Here is a 24,816-nt window from a genome sequence, read left to right as displayed (position 1 = left end):
TAACCCCCTGGTCCGTGGATTGGTACGGCCCTACGTCGGGGGAGCCGGCGTGAAATCGTCCCGGAGTCGGGCCTACTTCGAGCGTCCCGCCTGCCCTGCCTTGGGTAGGAGTGGCAGGAGGGTGGCATGTCGGGACTGCTGTGCAGGCGTCGATTCGGTTCCTGATGCCGCTAGTGGCATGGGGGTGGCATCTGGCGCGTGGGAGCTCGTAGCGGTGGAAGAGATGGCAGGCTTGGTGGTATGTCGGCGTCCGTAGGGGCATTGATCAAACAGCTTCGCCTTGCGAAGGGTTGGAGCCAAGGCAAGCTCGCCAGCGAGTTGTCGAAGGTCTCGGGTTTCAACATGACCCGTGAGTACATCTCGCGGCATTGGGAGTCGGGCAGGACCGAGCCGTCGCCGTTCTGGCTGCGCCACCTGGCGACGGTGTTGGATTGTCCGCGGAGTGTTTTGGAGGCGGACGTGAACCGTCGGGAGTTTCTATCGCATCTCGCTGCTACCTCGATTGCTCCTGTGGTGGCGTCCGACCTGCTGTCGCAAGGGTTTTCGTCGCGTCTGCATTCGGCACGACCGAGTGTCGAGGGGTGGGAAGGCAAGCTCGCGCAATACGGTACTGACTATATGAGCCAGGGGGCGGCCGATATCCAACGCCGGTTGGCTGCCGATCTCGTGGTGTTGCAGCAGCAGCTCGACTCGCCGCGCATGTGGGCGGTCGCGGCCCGGCTGATGACGCTGTTCGCCAAGACCTATCCGGGTTCCGATGGGAACAAGGCGATTTCGTGGTATCGCATGGCGGCCGAGGCTGCCGACCGCTCCGACGATACCGATATCCGGGTGTGGGTTCGTGGCCGGGCCGCCATCGCGCTCGGGTATGAGGGTGCATCGCTGCCCGTCGCCCGCGAGTTCGCTGATCAAGCCCTGGCCGTATCGGACCGGCACAGCCTCGGACGGTTGAATGCCCTCTGGGGTAATGCGCATGCCGCCGCCTTGCAGGGCGACACCGTGACGGCGCGCACCTTGATCGACTCCGGTCGCCGCGAGTTCGACCGGTCCTACTCGGAGGAACAGACATCCGACTATGCGGTCCCGTGGTGGCGAGTCAATGTGTTTCTGTCCCTCCTCGCGGCACGGCTGGGCGATGAACGGCTCGCGATCCGGGCGCAGACCGACGCGAGGCGCGAGCTGCCCGCCGAGCTGCCACGGTTCGGGACCCACTTGGACATGCACGAGGGTCTGATGCTCGTTCGCGCCGGAGACAGAGCCCGAGGCGTAACCGCCGCACGCGCGGCCCTCGACGCGCTCCCGCCGGAAAAACATTCACTGACGTTGCGGATGCTGATGACCGAGATCGAGGGACCGGCCAAGATCTAGCCCCCAGCGAGGCTTGCGCACGCCCGATATGCCCCGAATTCACCTACCCGCTGTGCGCCCGCCAATCCGATCTGTCAGAGTCGTTTCCCATGGAAGCTCGTTCACGTGCTCTCGGGATCGGTGCCGCGCTGCTGAGTGTGGTCCTACTGGCAGGCTGCGGCGGAGCAGGGAGCGGGGGTGCGCCGACGACCACGGCCAAGGCGGGTGGGGTGCCGCTGGTGTCCACCGACAATCTGCCTGCCGCGGGGCCGGGTGAGGTGCATCTGTTCGGGATCAATGATCTGCACGGGAATCTGCAGCCGCCGACCGGTAGTAACGGTCATGTCGGTAGTTATGTGGCGGGCGGGGCCGCCTATCTCAGTGCTCATCTGGCTCGGTTGAAGGCGAAATATCCGGCGAGTGCGATTCTTTCGGCCGGGGACAATGTGAGTGCCAGCCCGCTGGTGTCGGCGCTGTTCCACGACGAGCCGACCATCGAGTACCTGAATTCGGTGGGACTGGCCGCCTCCTCGGTCGGCAATCACGAATTCGACCACGGCGTTCGGGAATTGGCGCGGCTGCAGCAGGGTGGGTGCGCCCTGGACGGCTGCTCGCCGGGCGAGCCCTTCACCGGGGCCAAGTTCTCGTATCTGGCCGCGAACGTCACCGACGCCAACGGCCAGCTGCCGCCCGCCATGCGTCCGTGGACCATGATCGACGTGGGCGGGCACAAGATCGGTGTGGTCGGTGTGGTGACCCCGACCACCGCGAATATCGTTATGCCCGAGGGCATTCGGGGCTACACCTTCGGCGACGAGGTCGACGCGATCAACAAGTACGTCCCGCAGATCGAGGCGGCGGGCGCGGAAACCGTTGTCGCCCTGCTGCACGACGGCGGCGCGCAGCAGACCCACGGCGGCCCCGTCGATTACAACGGCTGCACCGACGTCGGCTCAGCGGTGAACGATCTGGCCAAGCGCACCGATCCCGCGGTGCGCGTGCTGATCACCGGCCACACCCATCAGGCGTACAACTGCACCATCGACGGCAAGGTGGTCACCCAGGCGGCCTCCTACGGCCGCCTGATCACCGATATCACGCTGCGCTTCCACGACGGCAAGGTCGATGCGAAGGCCGTGAATCGCGTTGTCACCCATGACATCACGCCCGATCCGGGTGCGGCGAAGCTGGTCGACTTCTTCACCGCCCAGGCCGAGCCGCGCGGCAAGCGGGTGATCGGCAGCTCGACCGGGCCGCTGCCCAACGAGGGGTCCCCGGCGGGTGATTCGCCGCTCGGGGACGTGATCGCCGATTCGATGCTGGCCGCGCTGGCCCCGCAGCAGGCGGTGGCGGCGCTCATGAATCCCGGTGGCGTGCGGGCGGATCTGAGCGGCGGCAACATCACCTACGAGCAGGCCTACACCGTGCAGCCGTTCGGCAATCAGGTGGTCGGCGTCAGCCTCACCGGTCGGCAGCTGCTGGCCGTGCTGGAACAGCAGTGGGACAACCCGACCCGGCCGTCGGTGCTGTCGGTGGCGGGCATCGAGTACGCCTACGACGACGCCGCGCCGAAGGGGCACAAGGTGATCGCCGACAGCGTGCGCATCGGCGGGCAGCCGCTGAATCCCGTTGCGGTGTACCTGGTGTCGACCAACAACTTCCTCGCCTCGGGCGGGGACGGGTTCACCGCCTTCACCCAGGGGCGGCAGACCGCCACCGGCCCGACCGATCTCGACGCGCTCGCATCGTATCTGGCATCGCACGGCCCGGTTCAGCCCCCGGCGAGCCGAATTCAGCGGCGCTGACCCCGATTACAACCGCGACGCCACGAAATTCGCTGCGGCCCCGATGCTTCCGGCATAGGCGAGGTGCGCCGCAGGGTTGCCGCCCCCGGCGCACACCGGATCGCCCGGCGCACAGTAGTTTCCGGTCTCGCCGAGAAATTCGCCGGGCACGGTCTGGCCGATCAGCCGCAGCGGATCGCCGAACAGCAGCACCGCCGCCACCCGCGAACCCAGGTCGCCGTCCATCCGGACCGCGCCGGGGATGGCGTCGGTGACCCCGGTGCCCAGCGCCGTGTGCACCACCACCGCGCCCTGCGAGTAGCCGACCAGCACGAACCGCTGCCCCGGACAGGCCGCGGCCCGATCCGCCACGTGCGCAACGAGATCCGCGCTACCCTCGCCCACCGAGCCCGGGTTGCTCAGATCGGCCGGATAGTCGACGCGGTAGGCGCTCACGCTGGTCGGCAGCACCGCCCGCAGCGCCGCGAGCAACGGATCACCGACCTCGCTGCCGAGGTACCCGGGTTCCTGAGTTCCCCTGGCCACCACCACATCCACGACCGCACACCCCTGTGCGGCGGCCTGCGGCGCCGGAGACAGCATGCCCGCCACGAGTGCGGCGGCGAATACCCCGGCGATACGACATATCCTGAACGGCAACACCTTTCGGTCGCCCATGATTCTCACCTCTCACGCCGTTGTGAGGGGCCGAGTGACTCTTGTCAGAGACTATTGTCCCGGCCGCTATATGGCCCAAGGTAAGAGGCGATCGAGGGGGACGGCAACGAACTCTGCTGGAGAGATACCCAATTGCGGCGTATTTGTATCACCCCTCGAATCGGCCCACTTTCTAGAACGCGTTCTCATAGGCTGGCGTGATGGAGCGCATGACCGGACTCGATGCGAGCTTTCTCTACCTGGAGACCGAGACCCAGCTGCTACACGTGTGCGCGCTGGTGCTGCTGGACCCCGCGACCGGCGGCGAGCCGTACGAATTCGCCGCGCTGAAACAGGAACTCGGGCGGCGGCTGCACCTGGTGCCGACCATGCGCCGCCGCATCCACCGGGTGCCGTTCGATCTCGATCATCCGGTGTGGGTCGAGGATCCGAGCTTCGATCTGGACTATCACGTGCATCGGGTCGGCATCCCGTCTCCGGGCGGTGAACGCGAGCTGGCCGAGTTGGTCGCGGATATCGCTGCGCAGCAGATGGATCGGGGGCGGCCGCTGTGGGAGATGTGGGTGGCCGAGGGGCTGACGGACGGACGGATCGCGGTCATCGCGAAATATCACCACGCCGCGATGGACGGCGTCACCGGCACCAATGTGATGGCGCACCTGTGCGATCTGCAGCCGGGCGTGCGCTATCCGGAGCCGGAGGATTCGCAGCCGCACCCGGTGGCCGCGCCGAACGATCTCCTGCTGACCGCCGAGGGGCTGGCGCGGTTTCCCGCCAAGTTCGGCGTCGTCGGAATGCTGCCCAAGACCCTCGCCACGGTCGGCGGTCTCGTGCGGCGGCGGCGAAACGACGAGAAGGGCATGGCGATTCCGTTCACCGCGCCGCGCACCCCGTTCAATCGCACCATCACCGGGCACCGGGCGATCGCGTTCACCCAGGCGGAGCTGGCCGATATCAAGGAGATTCGGGCGGCGTTCGGGGTGAAGGTCAACGATGTGGTGCTGGCCGTGGTCGCGGGCGCGCTGCGGGAGTATCTGGCCGATCGCGACGAACTGCCCGACGATTCGCTCATCGCCTCGGTGCCGGTGTCGGTGCACGCGACGAGTCGGCACGAGCGAGGTGTCAACAAGGTGTCGACGCTGTTCTGCCGCCTGTACACCGAGGTGGCCGATCCGGTGCGGCGGGTGCGGTTGATCGCGGAGGCCAATCGCGGCGCGAAGGAGGAGCACGATCTGCTCGGCGCGGATTTCCTTCAGGACTGGGCGCATTACGCGCCGCCGAACACCTTCCAGGTGGCGGCGCGGGTGTATTCTTCGTTCAAGTTGGCCGAGCGGCATCCGGTGGTGCACAACCTGGTGATCTCGAATGTGCCCGGGCCGCAGGCGCCGCTGTATTTCCTGGGCTACCGGGTGGATTCGATGTATCCGTTCGGGCCGGTGTTCCACGGCGCGGGGCTGAATGCGACGGTGCTGTCCTCGGGCGGGCACCTGGATGTGGGATTCATCGGCTGCCGCGAGCTGGTGCCCGATATCGAGAAGCTGGCCCACGCGGTGCACGACGCCATTGCCGACCTGCGCAAGGCCGCGCGACGCTGATCGATCACCGCCGGTCGGCGACCGCCGCGCAGGCGTCCAGGAGCGCCGGGACGAACACGTCGGCCTCCAGGACGCACGCGGCGTGCCCGGCCCGGGCGGGGAAGATCTCCGCGCCCGGAATCAGCTGCGCCAGTTCCAGTTGCCGATAGACCGGCAGCGCCCGGTCCCGGGTGGTGATCACCACGGCCGTCGGCGCCCGCAGCGTCGGCAGCCACGGCGACGAATCGAAGCGGCCGAGCTCGGCCACGGCCTGCGCGATGGCCCAGCCACTGGTGGCCCGCAGCTCACCCAGCGCCCACCGATCCATGCGCCCGCTCTCCCACGAGGTCCGCGGCAGCGCCGGAAGGCGACGGCTCGCCCGCGCGACGCGGCGCGACATCGGTTGCGCCAGTGCGGTACCCAGCGCGCCCGCGACGCGGTGGAAGGCGCGTTCCCGCCACTTGTCCTGGAATCGGTAGGTGGTGGCGCACAGCACGAGCCCACCGACCCGCTCCGGATGCCGCCGCGCGACAAGCTGAGCGACGATACCGCCCATGGAATACCCGGCCAGCAGCGGCTTCTCGACTCCGACCGCATCGGCGACCGCGACCACATCATCGGCGAGCTCGTCGAGATCGAAACGGGGAGAACGAATCCCATGCCCGTGCCACCGCTGGTCGTAGAGCACCACCCGATACCGCAGCGCCAATTCGGCCAGCGCGGGAAACCAATTCAACATGGCGGTAGTCGCCACCCCGTGCAACAGGATCACCGTCGGCGCACCGACCGGCCCCGTCAACTCCACCAGATACGTACTCCCCCGCCCCACCAACTCGACCATCCGCCCCGCAGGCACCGCGGTCAGCCGCGAAATACGTTCACCCAGACGACGATCCATCCGCCGACTCGCGCCGCCGTCCCCACCCCACGGCCCCCGCACGAAGCCACGAACCGCATCCAGCGGTCTCGGCGTGAAGTCACGCGTCGCACTCTCCGACCCCGGCATAGAGTCACGCGTCGTATTCCCTGACCCCGGCATAGAGTCACGCGTCGTACTCCCTGTTCCCGGCATAGAGTCACGCGTCGTACTCTCTGTTCCCGGCGTGCTTTTGGCCGGGATCGGGTCCGGTGTCGCCATCGCCTACCTCTCGCCGCATCACGAAATTGGAACGCGTTTCACCAAATGATGCCACAGCGGCAGGCGGGAAGGATCAGGCGCAGGGGGCGGTCGACACTGCGGGCGGGACAGTGGTGACCGGGGGTGGGGCGGTGGTGGGCTGGATCGGTGGTGGTGGGCGGTACAGCTGGATGTCGGTGTGCTGTATCTGTCCCGGGGTGACGGTGATGCCGGGGACCTCCGCCTGGTGGCCGTCGGTGTCGGTGAGCAGGGCGGTGAAGGGGCCGGGGCCCGCGCCGGAGATGCGCCAGTAGTTGTCGGGGCCGCGGGAGAGGGTGTGGCCGGGGCCGCCGCTGTCGGGGCGAATCTCCACCCGGCTCAATGCGTTTCCGGTGTCGGCGAACAGCAGGCCGATCCAGCTCGCGGAGGAGCCGTTCTGGACGCGGAAGGTCAGCTCCGGCGCGGGGTCCGGATTGTGGATGCGAATCAGCCGGATCTCGGCGACGCCCGCACGGGGGTCGGCGATCCGGTTGTAGGCGGCGGTGCTCAGGTCGTACTGATGCGGGCCGCAGCCGGGGCAGCGGTCGACGATCTCGGCGCGCACCGCGCCGAGCGGGCCCTCCAGATCCACGAAACTGCCGCACTCGGCGCCGCCCGCGAACTCACCGGTGGGCACGCCGACGTAATAGCCGTCCAGGGGCAGATTCGGGAACGAGCACGACACGGTCGGGGCGAAGGCGTAGTAGCGGGCCTGCGCCGCCTCGGGGGCGTCGCGCTGTTCGCCGCCCGGAATCTGGTTCGGCGCCAGCGGGTTCGGGACGGTGGTCGGGCTCGCGAGCGCCGGGGCCGAGGCGGGGGCCGAGCGCACGGCGGTCGAGGCGGTCCGGCACGCGGCGGCGTGCGGGCGCATCGCCCAGAGCACCGCGGTCACCACGGCGGCGCCCAGTAGCGCCGCCGCCAGCCACGGGCGCGCGGCGCGGATGTGTTGCTGCTGTGTTACTCGATGCATCGGCTCCGCCTCCGGTTCGCCTCATGCCATTGCCCTCACAGCAAAGCAGCAGGAACCGGCCGACCGGCCTCGAATCGCGAACTCATACTGCGAAACTCGGCGTGTCTACGGCGTGTCAGGCAGCGTTGGGGATCAGAACGGCGGCACCCGCAAACTTTCCGTGTGCCAAATCCGACAGCGCGTGGTCCGCGGCGTGCAGCGGATACGGGTGCACGGTCACCTCGAGCCGGTGCTCGGCGGCGAACGCCAGGAATTCGCGGGCATCGGCACGGGTATTGGCGGTGACCGAGCGAATCTCCCGCTCCTGGAACAGATGTCGCTGGTAGTTCAGGGCCGGGATATCGCTGAGGTGGATGCCCGCAATGGACAGCACGCCGCCGCGGTCGAGCGCCGCCAAGGCGGGCAGCACCAGGTCACCGACGGGAGCGAACAGGATGGCGGCGTCCAGTTCGACCGGCGGTGGGTCGGCCGCGCCCTGGGCCGAGGCCGCGCCGAGTTCCAGTGCCAGCCGCTGCGCCTGCGGATCGCGCGTCATCACGTGCACCTCCGCGCCGCGCGCGAGGGCCACCTGGGCGGCCAGGTGGGCGCTGCCGCCGAAACCGTAGATGCCCAGCCGCCCGCCCCTCGGCAGCGCCGCCCGCTCGAGTGCGCGGTAACCGATGATGCCCGCGCACAGCAGCGGCGCGAGTTCGGCATCGGAGTAGCCGTCCGGCACCGGATGGGCGTAATCGGCCGGGACGGTGGCGAATTCGGCATAACCGCCGTCGGCGTCCCAGCCGGTGTAGCGGGAGTTCGGGCAGAGGTTCTCCGCGCCGCGCAGGCAGTACCGGCACCGGCCGCAGGTGTAGCGCAGCCAGGCGATGCCGACCCGATCGCCGGGCGAGAACTCCGCGCCCGCGCCGGGGCCGAGCGCCACCACCTCCCCGACCACCTCGTGCCCGGGGACGACGCCCGGGCGGTGCACCGGCAGATCTCCCTCCGCCACATGCAGATCCGTGCGGCACACGCCGCAGGCGAGCACGCGCACCAGCAGTTCCCCCGTGCCCGGTTCCGGAATACGGACATGCACCCGGACCATCGGCTCACCGTCGATCGGGCCTGGTCGGGCCACCGTCCACGCCGACATCGAGGGCACACCCGTCGCACTCATCCGACCTCCCCTTCCTGATTCGAGCGTAGCTCCGGATTATTCGAACATACATTCGACTCTCGAGCTATTCTCGGCGCCATGATCAGCTCCCCTCACGAGGCGATGCACCAGATCTTCCGGCACGATCCCGGTGTCTTCGCGCGCGCGTTCCGCGCCCTGGATCTACCCCTGCCGGACCCCATCGAGGTAACGCTCGTGCCCACCGATCTCACCGAGATCGAACCGGTGGAGCGCCGGGTCGATACCTTACTGCGCATCGCGACTGAGGAGGGTGCGTTCCTCCTTCTGGTCGAGGCGCAGGGCCGCGACGATCTCGACAAACCCGGGGCATGGGCCTACTACCTGGCCCACTTGTACGCCAAATACAAACTGCCCCCGATCCTTCTGGTCGTCTGCCAGGACCGGACCACCGCCATGTGGGCCGGTGGCGAACTGATCATCGGCAGCCCGTACTGGCCGAGCCTGACCGTCCGCCCACTCGTCTTCGGCCCCCACAACGTCCCGGCGATCACCGACGCCGAAACCGCCCGCGACGACATCCCCCTCGCCACCCTCTCCGCCATCACACACGCGAAACGGCCCTACATCGGTGACATACTGAATGCGCTGGCCGCCGCGCTACAGACCGTCGAGGACGAGGAAGACTCCTCGATCTTCCAAGTACTGACCGAAATGGCCCTGGGCAAGAGCCCCGCCGCAGACATCTGGAGGAAACTGATGACCGTGGACCTGTCGTTCTTCCGCTCGGAAACCTGCCAGCGGGTACGCGCGGAAGGTCGCGTCGAAGGTAAAGCCTCGGCCATCCTGAACATCCTCGACGCCCGGGGCATCGCCGTGCCCGACGAAGCGCGCGAGCGCATCACAACCTGCACGGATGATACGGTGCTCGACCGCTGGACAAGGCAAGCGGCGACGGCAACCAGCATCACCGAACTGTTCGCGGATCGCGCGTGAGCGCGGAATTCCTCCTCGAAGCACGAGATATCACCGTGCCCGACGACGTTCGCGAGCGCATCGAGACCTGCACCGACCCCCGGACCCTCGACCGCTGGATACGGCGGGCCGTCACGGTGGCGACTGCCGACGAACTCGTGGCGTGAGCGCTCGAGAGGCGTGCCGTTGATACGGTCGCATCGTGCCCCAGACCGTTGCCGCGTTCACGCTGCCGATTCAGCGGGTGCGGGCCATTGTGGATCTGGCCGGGCGGCGTGGGTGGGATACCGCGGCGATGTTGGCGGAGGCCGGTATTTCGCCCGCGCTGTTGGCGCGGGGGCGGTCGCGGGTGACCGTCGAGCAGGCGGTGCGGATGGTGCAGTGGCTGTGGCGGAGCACCGATGACGAGTTGTTCGGGCTGGGGCTGCAGCCCATGCCGCGCGGCACTTTTCGGCTGGTGTGCTTCGCGCTGCTGAGCGCGTCGACCGTGGGGGCGGCGATCCGGCGGTTCAGCGGGTTCCGGACGTCGCTGCCCGGGTTTCCGCCGGTGACGCTGCACGTGGTCGGGGACGAGGCGCGGGTGGTGTTCGATATCGGCGAGATTCGCCAGCCGGTCGGGCTGATCGTCGACACCATGCTGATGACCGCGCACCGTTTCCTCGGCTGGGCGGCGGGCGCGCCGATTCGGCTGCGTCGGGTCGAGATGCCCTATCCGCCTTCGGATCTCGACGACTACGATCTCATCTTCGGTGCGCCCGTGCGATTTTCGGCCGCGGCGCCCGCGCTGGTCTTCGATGCGGCGGTGCTCGACACGCCGCTGCTGCGCGACGAGGACGATCTGCTCGCCTTCCTCAGCAATGCGCCGTCGGCGGTCCTCGGCCCGCCCGACTACGCGGTCTCGGTGACCGCGCAGGTGCGCCGCATCCTCGCCCGCGGCCTGCACGGCGACTGGCCCGGCGTGGACGCCATCGCCGCCGAACTCGCCATGAGCCCGCCGACCCTGCGCCGACGGCTGCGCGAGGAACACACCTCGCCCCGCGAGATCCGCGAACAGATCCTCCGCGACGCCGCGATCGCCAGCCTCGTCCGCGGCGACGAAACCGTCGCCGCCCTCTCCCGCCGCCTCGGCTTCTCCGAACCCAGCTCCTTCTCCCGAGCCTTCCGCCGCTGGACCGGCAGCCCACCGGGCTCCTACCGCCCCTGACCGGGTTCGCTCCCCGCTCCAACCACCACCCGCTCCAACAGTCCTCGCCCCGTCCGGGAATGCTCCACCAACGAGCCCCGGCATGCTCCATCGCTAGGCCCCAGCGCCCTCCACCACCAGATCCCGACGCCCACCACCACTAGGCCCGACGCCCACCACCACTAGGCCCGACGCCCACCACCACTAGGCCCGGCATGCTCCACCACCAGGTCCCGGCGTGCTTTTGGCCGGGACCTCGCAAGACTCCGGCCAAAAGCACGCCGGAGTCCAAGTGGAGCAAGCCTTCCGCCGCTGGACCGGCAGCCCACCGGGCTCCTACCGCCCCTGACCGGGTTCGCTCCCCGCCCCAACCACCACCCGCTCCCAACAGCCACCGCCCCGATCCGGGAATGCTCCACCACCAGATCCCGGCACACTCCACCACCAGGCCCCGGCACACTCCACCACCAGGCCCCGGCACACTCCACCACCAGGCCCCGGCACACTCCACCACCAGGCCCCGGCACACTCCACCACCAGGCCCCGGCACACTCCACCACCAGGCCCCGGCACACTCCACCACCAGGCCCCGGCACACTCCACCACTGGTCCCGGCACGCTTTTGGCCGGGACCTCGCAAGACTCCGGCCAAAAGCGCGCGGGGGTCGCCAACTGGAGTAAGCATCCTGTCAGCGGTACAGCGTTGGCTCGATTACGAGCTGGAAGTTCGGTGTATCGACCCGGACTGGGGTCAGGGAAGTTGGTTGCAGGGCCGTGGGATTCGTGTGGGGGGCGCCGAACCGGCAGTGGCCGTTGGGGTTTACGACGAGGGTGTGGGGGGTGGTGGGGAGTGTCAGTTGGGCCGCGCCGCGGAGGTCCAGTGCTTGGTTCGGGGGGAACGGGATCAGGGCGTGGACCCAGGGGGACAGGTATGGGTGGGCGATGACGGTGGTGGTTGTGGGGGTGGAGGTTACGGCGGGGGCGGGGACCTGGACGGGGGTCCATGCGGGGGTGATGTTTTCGGCGGGGTCGGCGCCCTCGCCGTTGGGTTGCTGGGTGTAGTCCGGGGTTAGGGGCGCGGCGTGCGCGGTGGCGGATCCCAGCAGGGCGATTCCGGCGGCTACACCGGCGACCAGGAGTTTCATGTGCCGATTCTCGGGGCTGCCGAAGGTGCGCGGGCCGGTTGCGCTCGAGCAGATCGCAAAACGCGGGTCCGCGAGCGGAATTGTCAACAGGTCGAGCAGGGCGGTCATTGTCGATCATGACTGTGAGCCCTACGGTCGGGGCAGCGCTGTGTGAACGTGAGGAGTACGACGTGGGCCTGCATCGCTCACCATGGATGGACGAGGATCTGGACGCGCTCGCGGAGCTGGCCCGCCAGTTCTTCGAGAAGGAATGCGCGCCCAACGAGGAGCGCTGGGGCCGCCAGCAGCACGTGGATCGCGAGGTCTGGAACAAGGCGGGTGAGGTCGGGCTGCTGTGCCTGAGTATCCCCGAGCAGTACGGCGGGGGCGGCGGCACCTTCGCGCACGAGGCCGTGGTGACCATCGAGCAGACCCGGGCCATGGCGCCGAGCCTGGGCAATCCGGTGCACTCGACCATCGTCGCGCACTACATCCTCGCCTACGGCACCGAGGAGCAGAAGCGCGCCTGGCTGCCGAGGATGGCCAGCGGCGAGATCGTCGGCGCCATCGCCATGACCGAACCGGGCACCGGCTCGGATCTGCAGAGCATCCGCACCCGCGCGGTCACCGAGGGCGACGAGTACGTGATCAGCGGCGCGAAGACCTTCATCTCCAACGGCCTGCTGAGCGACCTGGTGATCGTGGCCGCCAAGACCTCCGAAGGCAAAGGCGCGCAGAGCGTTTCGCTGATCGCGGTGGAGACCGACCGGGACGGGTTCCGGCGCGGCCGCAATCTGGAGAAGGTCGGCCAGCACGGCCAGGACACCTGCGAGCTGTTCTTCGACGAGGTGCGGGTGCCGAGGGCAAACCTGCTCGGCGCCGTGGAGGGCCAGGGCTTCATCCAACTCATGCAGCAGCTCCCGCAGGAGCGGCTGATCCTCGGCGTCACCGCGGCGGCGGCGATCGAGAAGACCGTGGAGATGACCGTCGCCTACACCAAGGAGCGGGAGGCGTTCGGCAAACCGATATTCCAGTTCCAGAACACCCAGTTCGTGCTCGCCGAATGCGACACCGTCAAATCGGTGGCGTGGGCGTTCCTGGACGACTGCGTCGCCAAACACCTACGCGGCGAACTGGATATCCCGACCGCCGCCAAATCGAAGTGGTGGCTGACCGAACAGCAGTGCAAGGTCGCCGACGACTGCCTGCAATTGTTCGGCGGCTACGGCTACATGGCCGAATACCCGATCTCGCGGGCCTACACCGACGCGCGCATCCAGAAGATCTACGGCGGCACCAACGAGATCATGAAGCTGATCATCGGACGCAGTCTGTAACAAGGGAAGTCGGCGATCCCGCGTTCGCCGACGCGCACCCCCGCCCTCGTGTTCTCATGAACCGGTCGGATCCGAGAAGAGGGAGGTTGGGTGTGATCGGAATGCGCGTGCGGGGAGCGCTGGCGGTGGTGGGCCTGGCGGCCGGGCTGGTGGCGGGGGCGGGCTCCGCCCACGCCGGGCCGCAATCCTGCTCCCCCGCAAACCCATTCCGGCCCACGGCCGAGCTATTTGCCACCGACAGCACGGCCACCATCACCGACCCGAACGATCCGCGCGTGCACGACCGGCTGGAGGGATTCGAGCTGGACGTGGACCGGATCGAGCTGAGCGACTACACGCTGCCGGTCGGGTCGACCCTCGTCAGCGGCGTGTTCTGGTCGGACACACAGAAAGTGGCCACCTATGAGGCGTCCCGCGACTTCCGGCTGGCCTGCGCGGACTCCACCGAGCTGCGCCGGGTGGCCGATCAGGTGCGGGTGCGGTACCACCAGGAGTCGGTGCTCACCTTCGAACCCCGCCCCGCCGGCGATCCCGCCCGCAACGCGTTCGTCGTCGAGGTGCCGGGCGTGGATATCACCCGTTTCCACGACGCCCTGGTCGCCGACCCCGAGGCCCGCACCCGGCTGGGCGGCGGCTCGGTCACCGAGAACCACACCCTGATCCTGGTCGCGGATCTGGCCGATCTCGACCTGACCCGGCGGTTCCTCACCGGGCTCGGCGCGAACTGGGACCCCGGCACGATCCGTTACGGCGACCGCGAATTCGTGGACTGATCAGTCGGCCGGGAGCTCGACGCCCTCGGCGGCGGCCTTGGCGCGGACCTCGTCCGGGAAGACGTTCCGGAACAGGTACAGGTCCTGCCCGAGCCGCCAGCCGGGGGCCAGCGCGACGGCGTAGCGTTCGAAGTAGCCGAGCTGCTTGCCCATCAGAATCAGCTGCTCCGGGCCGGAAGCGCCGCGGCGCTTGCCGAATTCGACGAGCCGGGCGGCGACCTTCCCCATGTCCAGCTGGGCCAGCTTGCCCGACAGCACCGGCGCCAGCGCGGTGGCCAACTGCCGCCCGACGGTGGCGTCGTCGCCGGAATCGCCTGCGACCAGATCCAATTCGCGCAGCGCGCGGGCCACGGGACGGAAATCGCCGTCGAGGGCGCTGGCGTGGAACAGCGCCCGCACGAAATCCCGCCACTGCGGGGTCATCTTGCCGACGATGCCGAAGTCGAGCATGGCGGCGCGGCCGTCCTCGAGCAGCCACAGATTGCCCGCGTGCACGTCGCCGTGGAACAGGCCGTGCACCACAACGCTTTCCACCCACGCCTTGACCAGCCGCCGGATCAGCAGCTCCGGGTCCGGGTGCACGGCGCGGATGTCGTCGAAGCGGTCCAGCGGCAGGCCGCGCATGCGTTCCATGCACAGCACCCGCGGCCCGGAGTAGTCCCAGTACACCTCCGGCACAACGACGCTGGCATTGTCGCCGAAGGCCCGCAGGTTGGTGCGGGCGCGGGTCTGATTGTCGGCCTCGTTGCGGAAGTCCAGCTCGGCGACCGTGGTCTCGTACAGGTCGCGCACCACGCCCTCGGCATTGGCGACGCGTGCGTTCTCCGAACGCTTTTCGAGCAGGCCCGCCAGCCGGAACGCCGCGCGCAGGTCGACGATCATGCGGCGCGCGATATCGGGCCGCTGCACCTTGACCACGGCCGGGCGTCCGTCGGCGAGCACGCAGGCGTGCACCTGCGCCACCGAGGCCGCCGACAGCGGTTCGTCGTCGAATTCGCGGAACAGCTCGGCGATCGGCCGGCCGAGGTCGGCCTCGACGATGGCGCGGGCGTCGACGGCCGGGAACGGCGGCACATCGTCGAGGCAGCGCAGGCAGGCGTCGGCCAGTTCACGCGGGAACGCGCCCGGGGAGGAGGCGATCAGCTGGCCCAGTTTGACGAACATCGGGCCCAGCACCTCGAAGCCGTCGACCATGCCGTCGGCCATCGCGCGACGGCGCTTGGCCCGGCGCAGCCCGCCGCGCAGCGTCCGACGCGCCACGCTGCCGCCCAGGACGGTGCCGATCACCACCGTGCGCCGCATCTCCGCGAGGCCGAACTTCTCCAGCGCGGGCCGCAGCACCGCGCGTTCGGTCGTGGTCTCGGCATCCACCGCCGCCGCCGTCACCGCGCATCACCCACGGTCACGCCGCACTCGTCGCCGCTCGTTCGAATCTCTGCCCACAGTGTTTGCACCGCTCCGACCGCCTCGGTTCGTATCGTTCGAAACGCCCATGTCCGAATTATCGCCGTACTCCCCCGTCCGGCCGTACCCGAAGGTATACGTCGCAAAGTGTACGACTATCTCACGGGGTCACCCGATAGGCTCCCGCGACACGCCTGCCCTGATCGGAGCCTGCGGGCGTCGGCCGGTACCGAGGGTTGACGGTACACACCTGATCAGGATGCCGGGCTGGATAGCCGTCCTTTCAGAGTGGTGTCGCGCCCGGATCGACCCCGGGAAGTCAGAGCGTAGGACGTGGTGATCTCGTCATAGCAGATGCCCACGCATGGTGTAGTCGATGCCATCCAGCGCGGTGCCGTGATCAGCAGCACCGAGGGTTTTCCGATATGTCACGGTTCGACCGAATGCGGCTGCGAAAGTGCCCCGGGGCGAATTCTCCACCTTTGTTCCCGACGCGCTCCCCACCTTTGATCCCGACGCACCCCCACCTTTTGTTCCTGGCACGCTTCCCAGCTTTGTCCCCGGCACGCTCCCCACCTTCGTCCCCGGCACACTCCCCACCTTCGTCCCCGGCACACTCCCCACCTTCGTCCCCGGCACACTCCCCACCTTCGACCCCGACACACTCCCCACCTTCGACCCCCAGCGCACTCTCCACCTTTGTTCCCGGCCCGCCCCCACCTTTGATCCCGACGCGCTCTACACTTTGATCCCGGCGCGCTTTTGGCCGGGATCTACCGTGTCGCAATGGATTCCGGCCAAAAGCATGCCGGAATCAGGTGGAGGTACCGACGGCCGGACCAAGTGGGCACACCGACAGCCGGGACCCAGTGGATGCGTCGATGACGAAGTGCGGCATCAACATTCGTTTGGTGCCGGTATGCCCTGTAGCCGCTGGTCCACCCAGGTCATCGCATCCGGGTAACCGGCCACCGCGGCGATGAAATGCTCCCCCGGCACGCTGCGGTAGACGGCGGGGACGCCCATTGCGCACTGGTCGTGGAAGAGGTTGCGGGCGCCCTCGGCGGGGACCCAGAATTCCTGCTCGCCGTTGTAGATGTACAGGGGCACCGCCGATTTCATGCCCGGCATGCGGGTGATTCGGTAGATATCGGCGGCGAGGTCGCTGTGCAGGGGGTCGGGGATGTCGGCGGCCAGGTCGATGGGCAGCATGAGGACGCCGGGGAGGGCGAAGACGCCCGCGCAGGTGTCCTTCAGCGGCGAGATCGCGGCCCAGCGCGCGAGATTGTTCATCCGGGCCAGGATTTCGGGCCGCTCCCGGCCGACGCCGAAGGTGGCGGCGAGGAAGACCCCGGAGGCGAGGTTGGCGTTCATGCTGTGCGCCAGGATCTCGTAATCCGCGGGCACGCCGCCGAGCGCGGCGCCCGCGATCACCGACGCCAATTCCGGTGCGTAGGAGTCGATCAGCGCGACCGCGCCGCGGGTGGCGATGGCGCCACCGGAATATCCGTGCAGCGCATAGCGACTCGCGGTGAACTCCCCCGACGGCAGCGCCCGCACCGCGCGCACGGCGTCGAGCACGGCATGCCCCGCGACATACGGTTCCGCGTAGGCCATTCGCGGTCCCTCGTGATCGGGGATCAGCACCGCGTACCCGCGCAGCACCGCCAGCTGCGTGGTCGGCGGAATGTAGTCGCTGCTGCTGGTGCTGACGTTGATGCCGTGCGCCAGAGTGTATCCCGGCGTGCAGTCGCGGCCGAGGGCGTCGATGGGCAGATTGTTCACCAGCACCGGCCGCGACCCGTCCCCGGTCCACGGGGTCGCCGGAATCACCAGCGACGCGGTCGCATACGAGGGCGCGCCGGGCGCGTCGGTGGTCCGGAATTTCAACTGCAGCACCTGCCGCACCGGCGCCAGCAGGATCGGCGCGGCGACGGCGGTCACGTCCCGGGACTGGAGAATGTCGCCGGGCGCGTGCTCGGCCAGATCCGCGGGCCAGGCGTCGAACAGCGGATCGTGGATCGCCGCGGGGCCCACCGCCGCCTGCAGCCGCGCCAGATCCGCGGGCACGCGCGACGACGGGGCCTCCACCGGAACGGGCGGCGGCGCGATCGGGGGCGGCGGGATCACGGCGTCGATCCACTGCTGCAGCCCCGGCAGGTCCAGGCTGGGCGGCAGCGGAATCGACGGCGGCGCAGGCAGATTCGGTGGCTGCGCGCTCGCGGCGCCCGCCAGGGGCACGCAGGCGAGCAGCATCACGGTGACGAGGGCAAACCATCCCCTCATGACTCACCCCCACTGTGAGCTCGTCCCGGCGTACGACGAACGAGACCGCTCCGAGACCGCGGGCCCGCTACGCCGAGTGGATAAGAGATTACCGTCTGGAAGTGATTGAGACCGTGAAGTTTGCATTTCTCGTCCCTCGCGAATGCGGCCGGAGTCGGTGGGAGGCAGACCTATCGGTAGGATCGGCGCATGCGGATCGTCATTGCGGGCGGACACGGCAAGATCGCGTTACTGCTGGCGACTGTGCTCACCAGCCGGGGGGACGAGGTGGCGAGCATCATCCGGAACCCGGATCACGCCGCCGATATCGAGGCAGCCGGGGCGAAACCGGTGCTGCTGGATCTCGAGCGCTCGGGGCCGGTCGATGTGGCGGCCGTGCTGGGCGGCGCGGATGCCGTGGTCTTCGCGGCGGGCGCGGGCCCGGGCAGCACCGCGGAACGCAAATACACCGTCGATCGCGACGGTTCGGTGACGCTGGCCGACGCGGCGCAGCGCAGCGGGGTGCGGCGCTTCGCCCAGATCTCCACCATGGGTGCGGGCAAACCGCCCGCCGCGGGCACCGACGCGGTGTGGGCGGCCTACATCGACGCCAAGACCCAGGCGGAGGACGATCTGCGCGCCCGCGACCTGGAGTGGACCATCCTGCGCCCGGGCCGCCTCACCGACGACCTCGGCACCGGCCGGGTCGCCCTGGCCGAACCGCCCGGCTCCTACGGTTCCGTCCCGCGCGCCGACGTCGCCGCGGTGATCGCCGAAATCCTTTCGGCCACATCCACCGTCGGCAAGACGCTGGAACTGATCTCCGGCGAGACGCCGATCGCCGCGGCCGTCGCCGCCGTTCGCTGATCCGGCGCCGGATGGATCGGCGCAGCATACGAACCCGGTAGTCCGTTCGAAATGTCCTGAGAAATCACAAGTTCCGCCGTGCGACACCTGTGCTACACGACGAATTCCACCGATAACACTGGTCCGGCTGCCGTGACGAACGTACCGTCGGTTCGGGCGTCGCGGCCGCGCTGAGCGGTCGCGGCGTCGGATGTGAAGGAGCACGGCCATGGACAGTCGCGACTGGGTCCCGGAGCCACCCACCCGGCGGATCACCGTCTACTTCGACGGCCCCGGCCCCGGTGACCGGCTGGTTCTCGAATACGCCGCGACCCGCGCCGAGGCACAGGAATTCGAGGACGCGGCGGTCGGCTCCGGGCTCGCGGTCACCGTGGACGCCGAGGTGCGGCCCGGTCTACGGCCGCTGCCGTGCCGCAGCCTCTGGCATTGACCGCTGTGAGTGTTCACAACCCCGCTGGCTCCCGTCTGCTGTCTGCGCACAGATTCCCGCGAAACCGATCGCCCGGCCCCCGGCGCCGGTTAGCGTAGCCGCCGCACAGCGGTTCGACGGCGGAAGGAGTCGGCGATGACCGTCGACAGTTCGGCCCGCTCGGGTCTCACGGTGTCGGGGCGGCCGATGTCCTCGCCGCTGCAGGACGTGTGGGCCCTGTCGCGGCAGATGGTGGGCCACTTCGTGGAAAACGTCGCCCCCTGCGGCACCCTGCCCGGCGACGCCATCCACGGCGACGTCACCACCATTACCCGCACCTGCCTCGAGCTCGCGGTCAGCATGCTCGACGGTAAGGACATCCCCGAGAAGGCCGAACGCCTCGAGAGCGCCGCCGCGCAGTGGGCCCGCGAGGGCGTGCCGATCGACACCATCCACCATGCCATCCACGAGGGCTTCAAGATCGGCCTCGAGTTGGTGGTGACCAGCGCCGCCGACAAGTACCGCGGCGGCGGGGCCGACACCGTGCTCACGGTCAGCCTGGCCGACTACGAAAGCCTCATCGGCGGCGCGAAACTCGTGGTCGAGATGCTCGACACCATGACCGCCGCGGTCTCGCAGGCGTACGTGCGCGAGCTACGGGCGGTGGTGAGCGAGCACCACACCGCGGTGCACACCCTGACCTCCGCGCTGCTGGGCGGGCACCCCACCTCGACCATGGCCCGCGAGTGCGGCATCGAGATCGCCGAGCGGTATCGCGTACTGGCACTGTCGATTCCGCCGCATCCGGAGGAATCCGATCCGATGCTGGACGCCAAGGTGGTGGCCCGCCGCAAACTGCGCCGGGTGCAGGCGGAGCTGGCGACCCGCTGCGGCGACACCGTGCTGTCGCTGCTCAGCGTGGACGGCGGCACCCTGCTCATCCCCGGCGACGACCCGGATGGCGCCGAATCCGGGGAGACCGGTCTCGACGAGCTCGCCGCGCAGCTGTCGCACGCGGCCCGGGTGCCGATCACCGCGACCGTCGTCGCCACCGACACCGCCGACATCCCGGCCGCCGCCGACCAGGCACACGACCTGCTGGACATGGTGACCCGGCTGCAATCGGTGCCCGGCATGTACCGATTCGACGATCTCGCCCTGGAGTACCAGCTCACCCGGCCCGGGCCCGGCCGCGAATATCTCGGCTCCCTGCTGGATCCGCTGGACGAGCACCCCGAACTGCTGGCCACGCTGCAAACCCATATCGCGCACAACCTCAACCGCCAGCGCACCGCGCGACTGCTGCACGTACACACCAACACCGTCGACTACCGCCTCAAGCGAATCGGCCAGCTCACCGGCTTCGACCCCACCCAGGCAAGCGGCCTATGGTACCTGCGCTCAGCCCTGGTGGCCAGGACGTACCGAACGAATTGACCTGCGCGCGAGCCGGAATCCCGACTCCCAGATCGGCGCACCGGGGAGAGACCGAGGGCACCGGGAAGAGATGGCGCCCACCGGACGGTGACAGGTTCCGTCCGGTGGGCGCGCCGCCGCCGGGAGCCGAGTTGGGGGCGGGGCAGGAGGGGTCTCGGGTTCCTGCCCGCCACGGACTCGCGGGGGCGGCATACGCTCACCGGGTGATGACAGTTGGCGGGTTGTCCGGCCCCGGCGGGCGCACGATGGGAGGAGTAGCGGAGAACGTCGGTGGTCACCGGCAACGCGGGCCGCGCTGCATGCACACACCCTAGAGCCGATCGCCCACGGCGGCGCGCCCACCGGACAGATCTGAGCGTTGTCATAGCATTATCGCGGATTCGCTTGGGAACGAACACAATTCACCGCTATTCCGGACCGTGTCCGGTTCCGGCGTGATCGGGCGGTAAACACCGGTCGACACCGAGGATTGCGGGTGCGCACGCGGGGTACGCCATCGATGTGGTCACTTCGAGTCTGCGGGAGCTGGCCGACCACGAAGGCCCCTTCGCGTCGGTCTACATCGACAGCGCGGCCACCGGGGACGCGGCGCCCCGGCACCGGCTACAGCGCCGGGCAGTTCACGGCATTTTGACCGAAAAGGGCGCTCCCCCACCGCTTGTCGCCGCCGTCGACGGCGCGCTGGCGGGCCTGGCGCCGGGTCCGGTCGGGTGCGCGGTCATCGCCGCCCGCGACGGTGTGCTGCTCACCGAGGCGCTGCCGACCCCACCCCGGCGCCAGATCCTGCGGCTTTCCGCGCTGCCGTACCTGATTCCGCTGCTCGGGCTGCGGCAGCCGCGCACCCCCTACGTGATCGTCCTGATCGACCGGGACGGCGCCGATCTGGTCGCGGTGAACGGCCGGGGTGAGCGGATCGGCGACCGACCGTGGCGAGAGCTCCGGCGGCACACCGGGGAGTCGGTATCGCACTCGATCGCCGCCGTCGCGGCGGAGGCGACCCGGCTGGCCGATCGCGCCGGGGCGACGCTGGTGCTGGTGGGCGGTGCGGTGGCCGAGCGTGGCGCCCTCACCGACGCCCTGGCGCCGCGCGGCCGCCGCATCGTAGCACTCGAAACCGTCACGCGCGCATCGGATTCCGACCGGCGCACGATCGATGTCGACGTCCGCCGCATCCTCCGGGAAGAGGCCGAACTGCGCCGCCGCGCGGTGGTGGACTGCTTCGCCCAGGAATTGCGGCGCTCGCCCGCGCTCGCGGTGCAGGGCCTGGCCGCTACCACCGCCGCCCTGCGCGCCGCCGATGCCGACGTCCTGCTCGTCGATCCGGAACGACTGACCGACCAGAAGGTCCGGGTGGGCGCGGATCCGACCCAGGTGGCCCCGCAGGACATCGCCCTGGGCCACACCTGGCTGCGCCGCGCCGACGAGGCCCTTCCGCTGGCCGCGCTGGCGAGCCGCGCCGATGTCGTCCCCACCGACCGCCGGTGCCTGCCCGCCGACGGTGTCGGGGCACTGCTGCGCCACGGCTGACATTCGGTGAAAACCTCACTCCCGCAGCGCCTCCGCGCGTAGCCAGCTCAGCGTCCTGGACAGGATGCGGGAGACTTGCATCTGCGAGATGCCCAGCGCCGCGGCGATCTGGGATTGGGTCCGCGCCTCGAAGAAGCGCATGAGCAGCACAGTGCGCTCGCGCTCGGGCAGCTCGGCGATGAGCGGCTTCACCGCCAGGAACTCCTCGACCAGGGCGTAGCGGGGTTCGTCGGCGCCCAGCACCTCCATCAGCGACAGCGGGGTGTTCTCGCCGTCGTCGGCGGTGACCGCGTCCAGCGACGACATCTGGTAGGCGTTGCCGGCGATGAGCGCGTGGGTGACCTCCACCAGGTCCACGCCGAGCTCGGCGGCGATCTCGCTGGCCTTGGGCATCCGGCCCAGCCGCTGCGTGAGGGTTTCGACGACGGCGCCCAGCGAGATCTGAATCTCCTTGGTGCGCCGCGGGACTCGCACCGCCCAGGTGTTGTCGCGGAAGTGCCTGCGCACCTCGCCCATGATGGTGGGCACGGCGAAGGACAGGAACGTGCAGCCCCGCGTCACATCGAACCGGTCCACCGCCTGCACCAGGCCCACCCGCGCCACCTGCCGCAGGTCCTCGAAGCCCTCGCCGCGGCCGGAGAATCTGCGGGCGATGTGGTCGGCCAGCGGCATGCACAGCGCGATCACCTTCTCCCGCACCGCTTCTCGCCGTGGGTCGGTGGGGCCGAGCGCGGCCAGCTCGGCGAAGACCGTCTCGATATCGTCGTAGCTGTCGCGGGCGGACCGGCGCTGTCCGCGGTCATCCGCCATCGATGTCACCTCGGGCACGGCCGAATTCGACGATCGTGGGGTAACCGCCGCGTAGGCCGTCGAAGGGCTCGGTGTGGGAGCTGATGCCGTCGGTGATGGTGCGCACCACGTGCCAGCCGAAGCCGTTCTCGTCGAGCGGGTCGTCGATCTCGGCGAGCACGTTGACCCGCACCGTCATTCGGTCCCCGTCGATACCGAACTCGCAGTCGAGCACCGACTCGGGCACGGCGGCGGCGATCAGGGCGGTGCTGACCTCGTCCAGTGCGACCCGGATGTCGGTGACCTCGTCGAGGGCGAAATCCGCGATCAGCGCGACGGTTTCGGCGAGCGCGCGCAGCATGGTGAGCTGCCCCAGATCGGCGGGCACCCGGATGCCGACGGTCGAAGTTCGCGCGTACGACCTCGACACCCATTCGCTCATCGTCACGTCCCTCTCCTCATCCGGCCGCGACCGCCCGCGAGCGGCGCGCGACACCGCCACCTCTCCGACCGGTCGCGTCGTCCGTGGCCGCTTACCCGGCCTCGGAATCGCGAAACATGGGGAGCAATAGACCGTTTCGAAAATGTGCCCGGTACGATTCGGGCCGGTGATCAGGCCCGCAGGGCGGTCTGCACCGAGGGATAGTAGCGGAACAGTGGCCGCGCGCCCGTCACTTCCAGCACTCGCTCCACTTCCCGGCGGCCCGCGACGATCCGGAGATCGACCCCCAGCACCGCGGCGTGACGTTTGGCCTCGACCAGATCGTGTGCCGCCTCGATGCTCAGGAACCGCGCCGTCCCGAAGTCCAGGATTACCGCGCGGGAACCGGGGGTGAGGGCCTGATCGAGGGCCTTGCGGAACTCTCCGACAACCGCCGCGTCCAGCTCACCCTCGACTCGCACCACGGCGTGGTGCGGATGCCGGTCCGCTGTCGGCGGGTCGCCGGGTGCGTCCCGTGCCACCGGATACGTCCGGCGGTGCAGAACGGCGATTGCAGGCATAACCAGAGCCTCCCTACCAGGGGATTCCAGTTCCTCCTTCCCATTGTGGCACGGCCGCCCCGGATCTTCACGGCGCCGTACCGAAATAGCGGCCGCTCGATCATCAACTCCCCCATCGAGTTTGCCAATCGGTTGCTATCGCTCGCTCGAGATCGCGTCCGGCAACCTTCACGCACCCTGTACGCGCAGGTGCACGCACACAGGAAACAAACCGGCGGCGATGCTCCGGTCATGCTTGCCCGGGCCCCTGATTCGCGGTAGATGTTCGGAGTGACAGTCGATCGGGCGCAGACCTCCTCGGAGCGTCGCAGCTGGGAGCAACTGCCGCCCGCCACGCGCGCGGCGGTCGAATCGGTCACCGGCCCGATCCGACATGCCGAGTCCGTCATCGCCGGATTCAGCAGTCACCTTGCGGCCGTGGTCGACACCGGCGACGGCCCGACGTTCATCAAGGGGATGCGCACCGACGATCCCGAGGTGTGGACCCAGCATCGCGAGGCCGCCCTGGGCCCCTACGTGGTGCCGATCGGGCCCGGGGTGCGCTGGCAGATCGCCTCGGACGGCTGGGATCTGCTCGGATTCGATTATATCGCAGGACATTTCGCGGACTACCGGATCGACGCCGATCTGATCGCGACGGCCGCGGCCATGGCCGACCTGGGTCGGCTGCCCTGTCCGCCGGAGCTCGAGCTCAAGGATGCCGAACGCCGCTGGGGCGCATACCTTTCCGATCCCGCCGAGCGGGCTCTGCTGGCCGGCGGCGCGCTGCTGCACACCGACTGGAACTACAGCAATGTGCTGATCGCCGAGTCCGGCGCGGCCCGGCTCGTCGACTGGCCGTGGGCGACCCGCGGCGCCCCCTGGATCGATCCCGGCTGCTGGATCGTCTGGCTGATCTTTGCTGGGCAGCATCCGGTCGAGGCCGAACACTGGGCCGCCCGAGTCCCCGCCTGGCACGCCGCCACCCCCCGCGACCTCCGCGTATTCGCAACCGCCCTGGCCGCCGAGTGGACCGCCACCGCCGCCCGCCGCCCCAACATCTGGACCCGCAGCCTCCGCGACGCGGCCCGCCGCTGGGCGGACTACCGCCGCACCGTATAAGCGCAC

The 24,816-nt window shown here is 69.1% G+C and carries 23 protein-coding genes; 13 read left to right on the top strand and 10 right to left on the bottom strand.

From position 1 onward, the window contains the following. Positions 1-240: 240 nt before the first annotated feature. Both HPY32_RS33450 and HPY32_RS33445 read left to right on the top strand, forming a co-directional pair. Positions 241-1,368 (top strand): helix-turn-helix domain-containing protein, encoded by a 1,128-nt coding sequence (locus HPY32_RS33450; protein ID WP_067589997.1) that lies wholly within the window; start codon positions 241-243, stop codon positions 1,366-1,368. Between the two features lie 89 nt (positions 1,369-1,457). Continuing rightward, positions 1,458-3,152 (top strand): bifunctional metallophosphatase/5'-nucleotidase, encoded by a 1,695-nt coding sequence (locus HPY32_RS33445; protein WP_067590000.1) that lies wholly within the window; start codon positions 1,458-1,460, stop codon positions 3,150-3,152. Positions 3,153-3,158: 6 nt separating this feature from the next. Here HPY32_RS33445 and HPY32_RS33440 read toward each other — a convergent pair whose 3' ends face one another. Further along, positions 3,159-3,809, bottom strand: a complete 651-nt coding sequence (locus HPY32_RS33440) for a cutinase family protein (RefSeq protein ID WP_082871521.1) — start codon at positions 3,807-3,809, stop codon at positions 3,159-3,161. Positions 3,810-4,009: 200 nt separating this feature from the next. On the opposite strand from HPY32_RS33440, the gene HPY32_RS33435 reads away from it, so the two are divergent. Beyond that, positions 4,010-5,404, top strand: coding sequence for a WS/DGAT/MGAT family O-acyltransferase (locus HPY32_RS33435; RefSeq protein ID WP_067595973.1), 1,395 nt, complete (start codon positions 4,010-4,012; stop codon positions 5,402-5,404). Between the two features lie 4 nt (positions 5,405-5,408). Here HPY32_RS33435 and HPY32_RS33430 read toward each other — a convergent pair whose 3' ends face one another. From HPY32_RS33430 to HPY32_RS33420, 3 genes are all read right to left on the bottom strand, one after another. Then, a complete protein-coding gene (locus HPY32_RS33430) occupies positions 5,409-6,281 on the bottom strand; it encodes an alpha/beta fold hydrolase (protein WP_067590002.1) in 873 nt (290 codons plus the stop codon). A gap of 313 nt (positions 6,282-6,594) precedes the next feature. After that, the gene (locus tag HPY32_RS33425) at positions 6,595-7,509 is read right to left on the bottom strand and encodes an expansin EXLX1 family cellulose-binding protein (protein WP_067590005.1); all 915 of its coding nucleotides are present in this window, start codon (positions 7,507-7,509) and stop codon (positions 6,595-6,597) included. Between the two features lie 115 nt (positions 7,510-7,624). Next, positions 7,625-8,635, bottom strand: a complete 1,011-nt coding sequence (locus HPY32_RS33420) for a zinc-binding alcohol dehydrogenase family protein (protein ID WP_067595974.1) — start codon at positions 8,633-8,635, stop codon at positions 7,625-7,627. Between the two features lie 102 nt (positions 8,636-8,737). Between HPY32_RS33420 and HPY32_RS33415 the strand changes: the two genes are divergently transcribed. Genes HPY32_RS33415 through HPY32_RS33405 form a run of 3 tightly spaced genes read left to right on the top strand, consistent with a single transcriptional unit; the run spans position 8,738 to position 10,796 of the window. Then, the gene (locus tag HPY32_RS33415) at positions 8,738-9,613 is read left to right on the top strand and encodes a hypothetical protein (RefSeq protein WP_067590008.1); all 876 of its coding nucleotides are present in this window, start codon (positions 8,738-8,740) and stop codon (positions 9,611-9,613) included. After that, entirely contained in the window at positions 9,610-9,759 is a 150-nt protein-coding gene (locus tag HPY32_RS33410; protein ID WP_156674535.1) for a hypothetical protein, read from the top strand. The genes HPY32_RS33415 and HPY32_RS33410 overlap by 4 nt, the downstream gene beginning before the upstream one ends. A gap of 35 nt (positions 9,760-9,794) precedes the next feature. Further along, positions 9,795-10,796: an AraC family transcriptional regulator gene (locus HPY32_RS33405; RefSeq protein WP_067590011.1), complete on the top strand. Its 1,002-nt coding sequence runs from the start codon at positions 9,795-9,797 to the stop codon at positions 10,794-10,796. 668 nt (positions 10,797-11,464) lie between these two features. Here HPY32_RS33405 and HPY32_RS33400 read toward each other — a convergent pair. Further along, positions 11,465-12,028 (bottom strand): hypothetical protein, encoded by a 564-nt coding sequence (locus HPY32_RS33400; RefSeq protein ID WP_171983193.1) that lies wholly within the window; start codon positions 12,026-12,028, stop codon positions 11,465-11,467. 86 nt (positions 12,029-12,114) lie between these two features. Between HPY32_RS33400 and HPY32_RS33395 the strand changes: the two genes are divergently transcribed. Together HPY32_RS33395 and HPY32_RS33390 are read left to right on the top strand one after the other, a co-directional pair. Beyond that, positions 12,115-13,236 carry an acyl-CoA dehydrogenase family protein gene (locus HPY32_RS33395; protein ID WP_067590017.1) on the top strand — a complete coding sequence of 374 codons (1,122 nt, stop codon included), beginning with the start codon at positions 12,115-12,117 and terminating at the stop codon, positions 13,234-13,236. A 101-nt stretch (positions 13,237-13,337) separates the two neighbouring features. Next, the gene (locus HPY32_RS33390) at positions 13,338-14,009 is read left to right on the top strand and encodes a hypothetical protein (RefSeq protein ID WP_067595975.1); all 672 of its coding nucleotides are present in this window, start codon (positions 13,338-13,340) and stop codon (positions 14,007-14,009) included. Here HPY32_RS33390 and HPY32_RS33385 read toward each other — a convergent pair whose 3' ends face one another. Continuing rightward, positions 14,010-15,395 (bottom strand): ABC1 kinase family protein, encoded by a 1,386-nt coding sequence (locus HPY32_RS33385; protein WP_231951706.1) that lies wholly within the window; start codon positions 15,393-15,395, stop codon positions 14,010-14,012. Positions 15,396-16,310: 915 nt separating this feature from the next. Next, positions 16,311-17,699, bottom strand: a complete 1,389-nt coding sequence (locus tag HPY32_RS33380) for a lipase family protein (protein ID WP_067590020.1) — start codon at positions 17,697-17,699, stop codon at positions 16,311-16,313. A gap of 189 nt (positions 17,700-17,888) precedes the next feature. On the opposite strand from HPY32_RS33380, the gene HPY32_RS33375 reads away from it, so the two are divergent. The 4 genes from HPY32_RS33375 (at position 17,889) to HPY32_RS33360 (ending at position 21,918) form a co-directional block, all read left to right on the top strand. Continuing rightward, on the top strand, positions 17,889-18,545 hold the full coding sequence (locus tag HPY32_RS33375) for an SDR family oxidoreductase (protein ID WP_067590024.1): 657 nt from the start codon (positions 17,889-17,891) through the stop codon (positions 18,543-18,545). Between the two features lie 208 nt (positions 18,546-18,753). Continuing rightward, the gene (locus HPY32_RS33370; RefSeq protein WP_067590027.1) at positions 18,754-18,975 is read left to right on the top strand and encodes a hypothetical protein; all 222 of its coding nucleotides are present in this window, start codon (positions 18,754-18,756) and stop codon (positions 18,973-18,975) included. A gap of 135 nt (positions 18,976-19,110) precedes the next feature. After that, a complete protein-coding gene (locus HPY32_RS33365; protein WP_067590029.1) occupies positions 19,111-20,391 on the top strand; it encodes a PucR family transcriptional regulator in 1,281 nt (426 codons plus the stop codon). 501 nt (positions 20,392-20,892) lie between these two features. After that, positions 20,893-21,918 (top strand): baeRF2 domain-containing protein, encoded by a 1,026-nt coding sequence (locus tag HPY32_RS33360; protein WP_067590031.1) that lies wholly within the window; start codon positions 20,893-20,895, stop codon positions 21,916-21,918. A 15-nt stretch (positions 21,919-21,933) separates the two neighbouring features. Here the strand turns inward: HPY32_RS33360 and HPY32_RS33355 are convergent, their stop codons facing one another. The 3 genes from HPY32_RS33355 to HPY32_RS33345 all read right to left on the bottom strand — a co-directional run bounded on the left by HPY32_RS33355 (position 21,934) and on the right by HPY32_RS33345 (position 23,709). After that, positions 21,934-22,728 (bottom strand): RNA polymerase sigma factor SigF, encoded by a 795-nt coding sequence (locus tag HPY32_RS33355; RefSeq protein ID WP_067590034.1) that lies wholly within the window; start codon positions 22,726-22,728, stop codon positions 21,934-21,936. After that, positions 22,718-23,149, bottom strand: coding sequence for an ATP-binding protein (locus HPY32_RS33350; RefSeq protein WP_067590037.1), 432 nt, complete (start codon positions 23,147-23,149; stop codon positions 22,718-22,720). Before HPY32_RS33350 ends, HPY32_RS33355 begins: the two co-directional genes overlap by 11 nt. A gap of 170 nt (positions 23,150-23,319) precedes the next feature. Next, on the bottom strand, positions 23,320-23,709 hold the full coding sequence (locus tag HPY32_RS33345; protein WP_067590040.1) for an STAS domain-containing protein: 390 nt from the start codon (positions 23,707-23,709) through the stop codon (positions 23,320-23,322). Positions 23,710-23,979: 270 nt separating this feature from the next. Between HPY32_RS33345 and HPY32_RS33340 the strand changes: the two genes are divergently transcribed. Beyond that, the gene (locus HPY32_RS33340) at positions 23,980-24,810 is read left to right on the top strand and encodes a hypothetical protein (protein WP_197696540.1); all 831 of its coding nucleotides are present in this window, start codon (positions 23,980-23,982) and stop codon (positions 24,808-24,810) included. Positions 24,811-24,816 lie beyond the last annotated feature (6 nt).

This window comes from Nocardia terpenica (assembly GCF_013186535.1).
GTDB classification, from domain to species: domain Bacteria; phylum Actinomycetota; class Actinomycetes; order Mycobacteriales; family Mycobacteriaceae; genus Nocardia; species Nocardia terpenica.
This window is presented reverse-complemented; position numbering and strand designations above follow the sequence as displayed.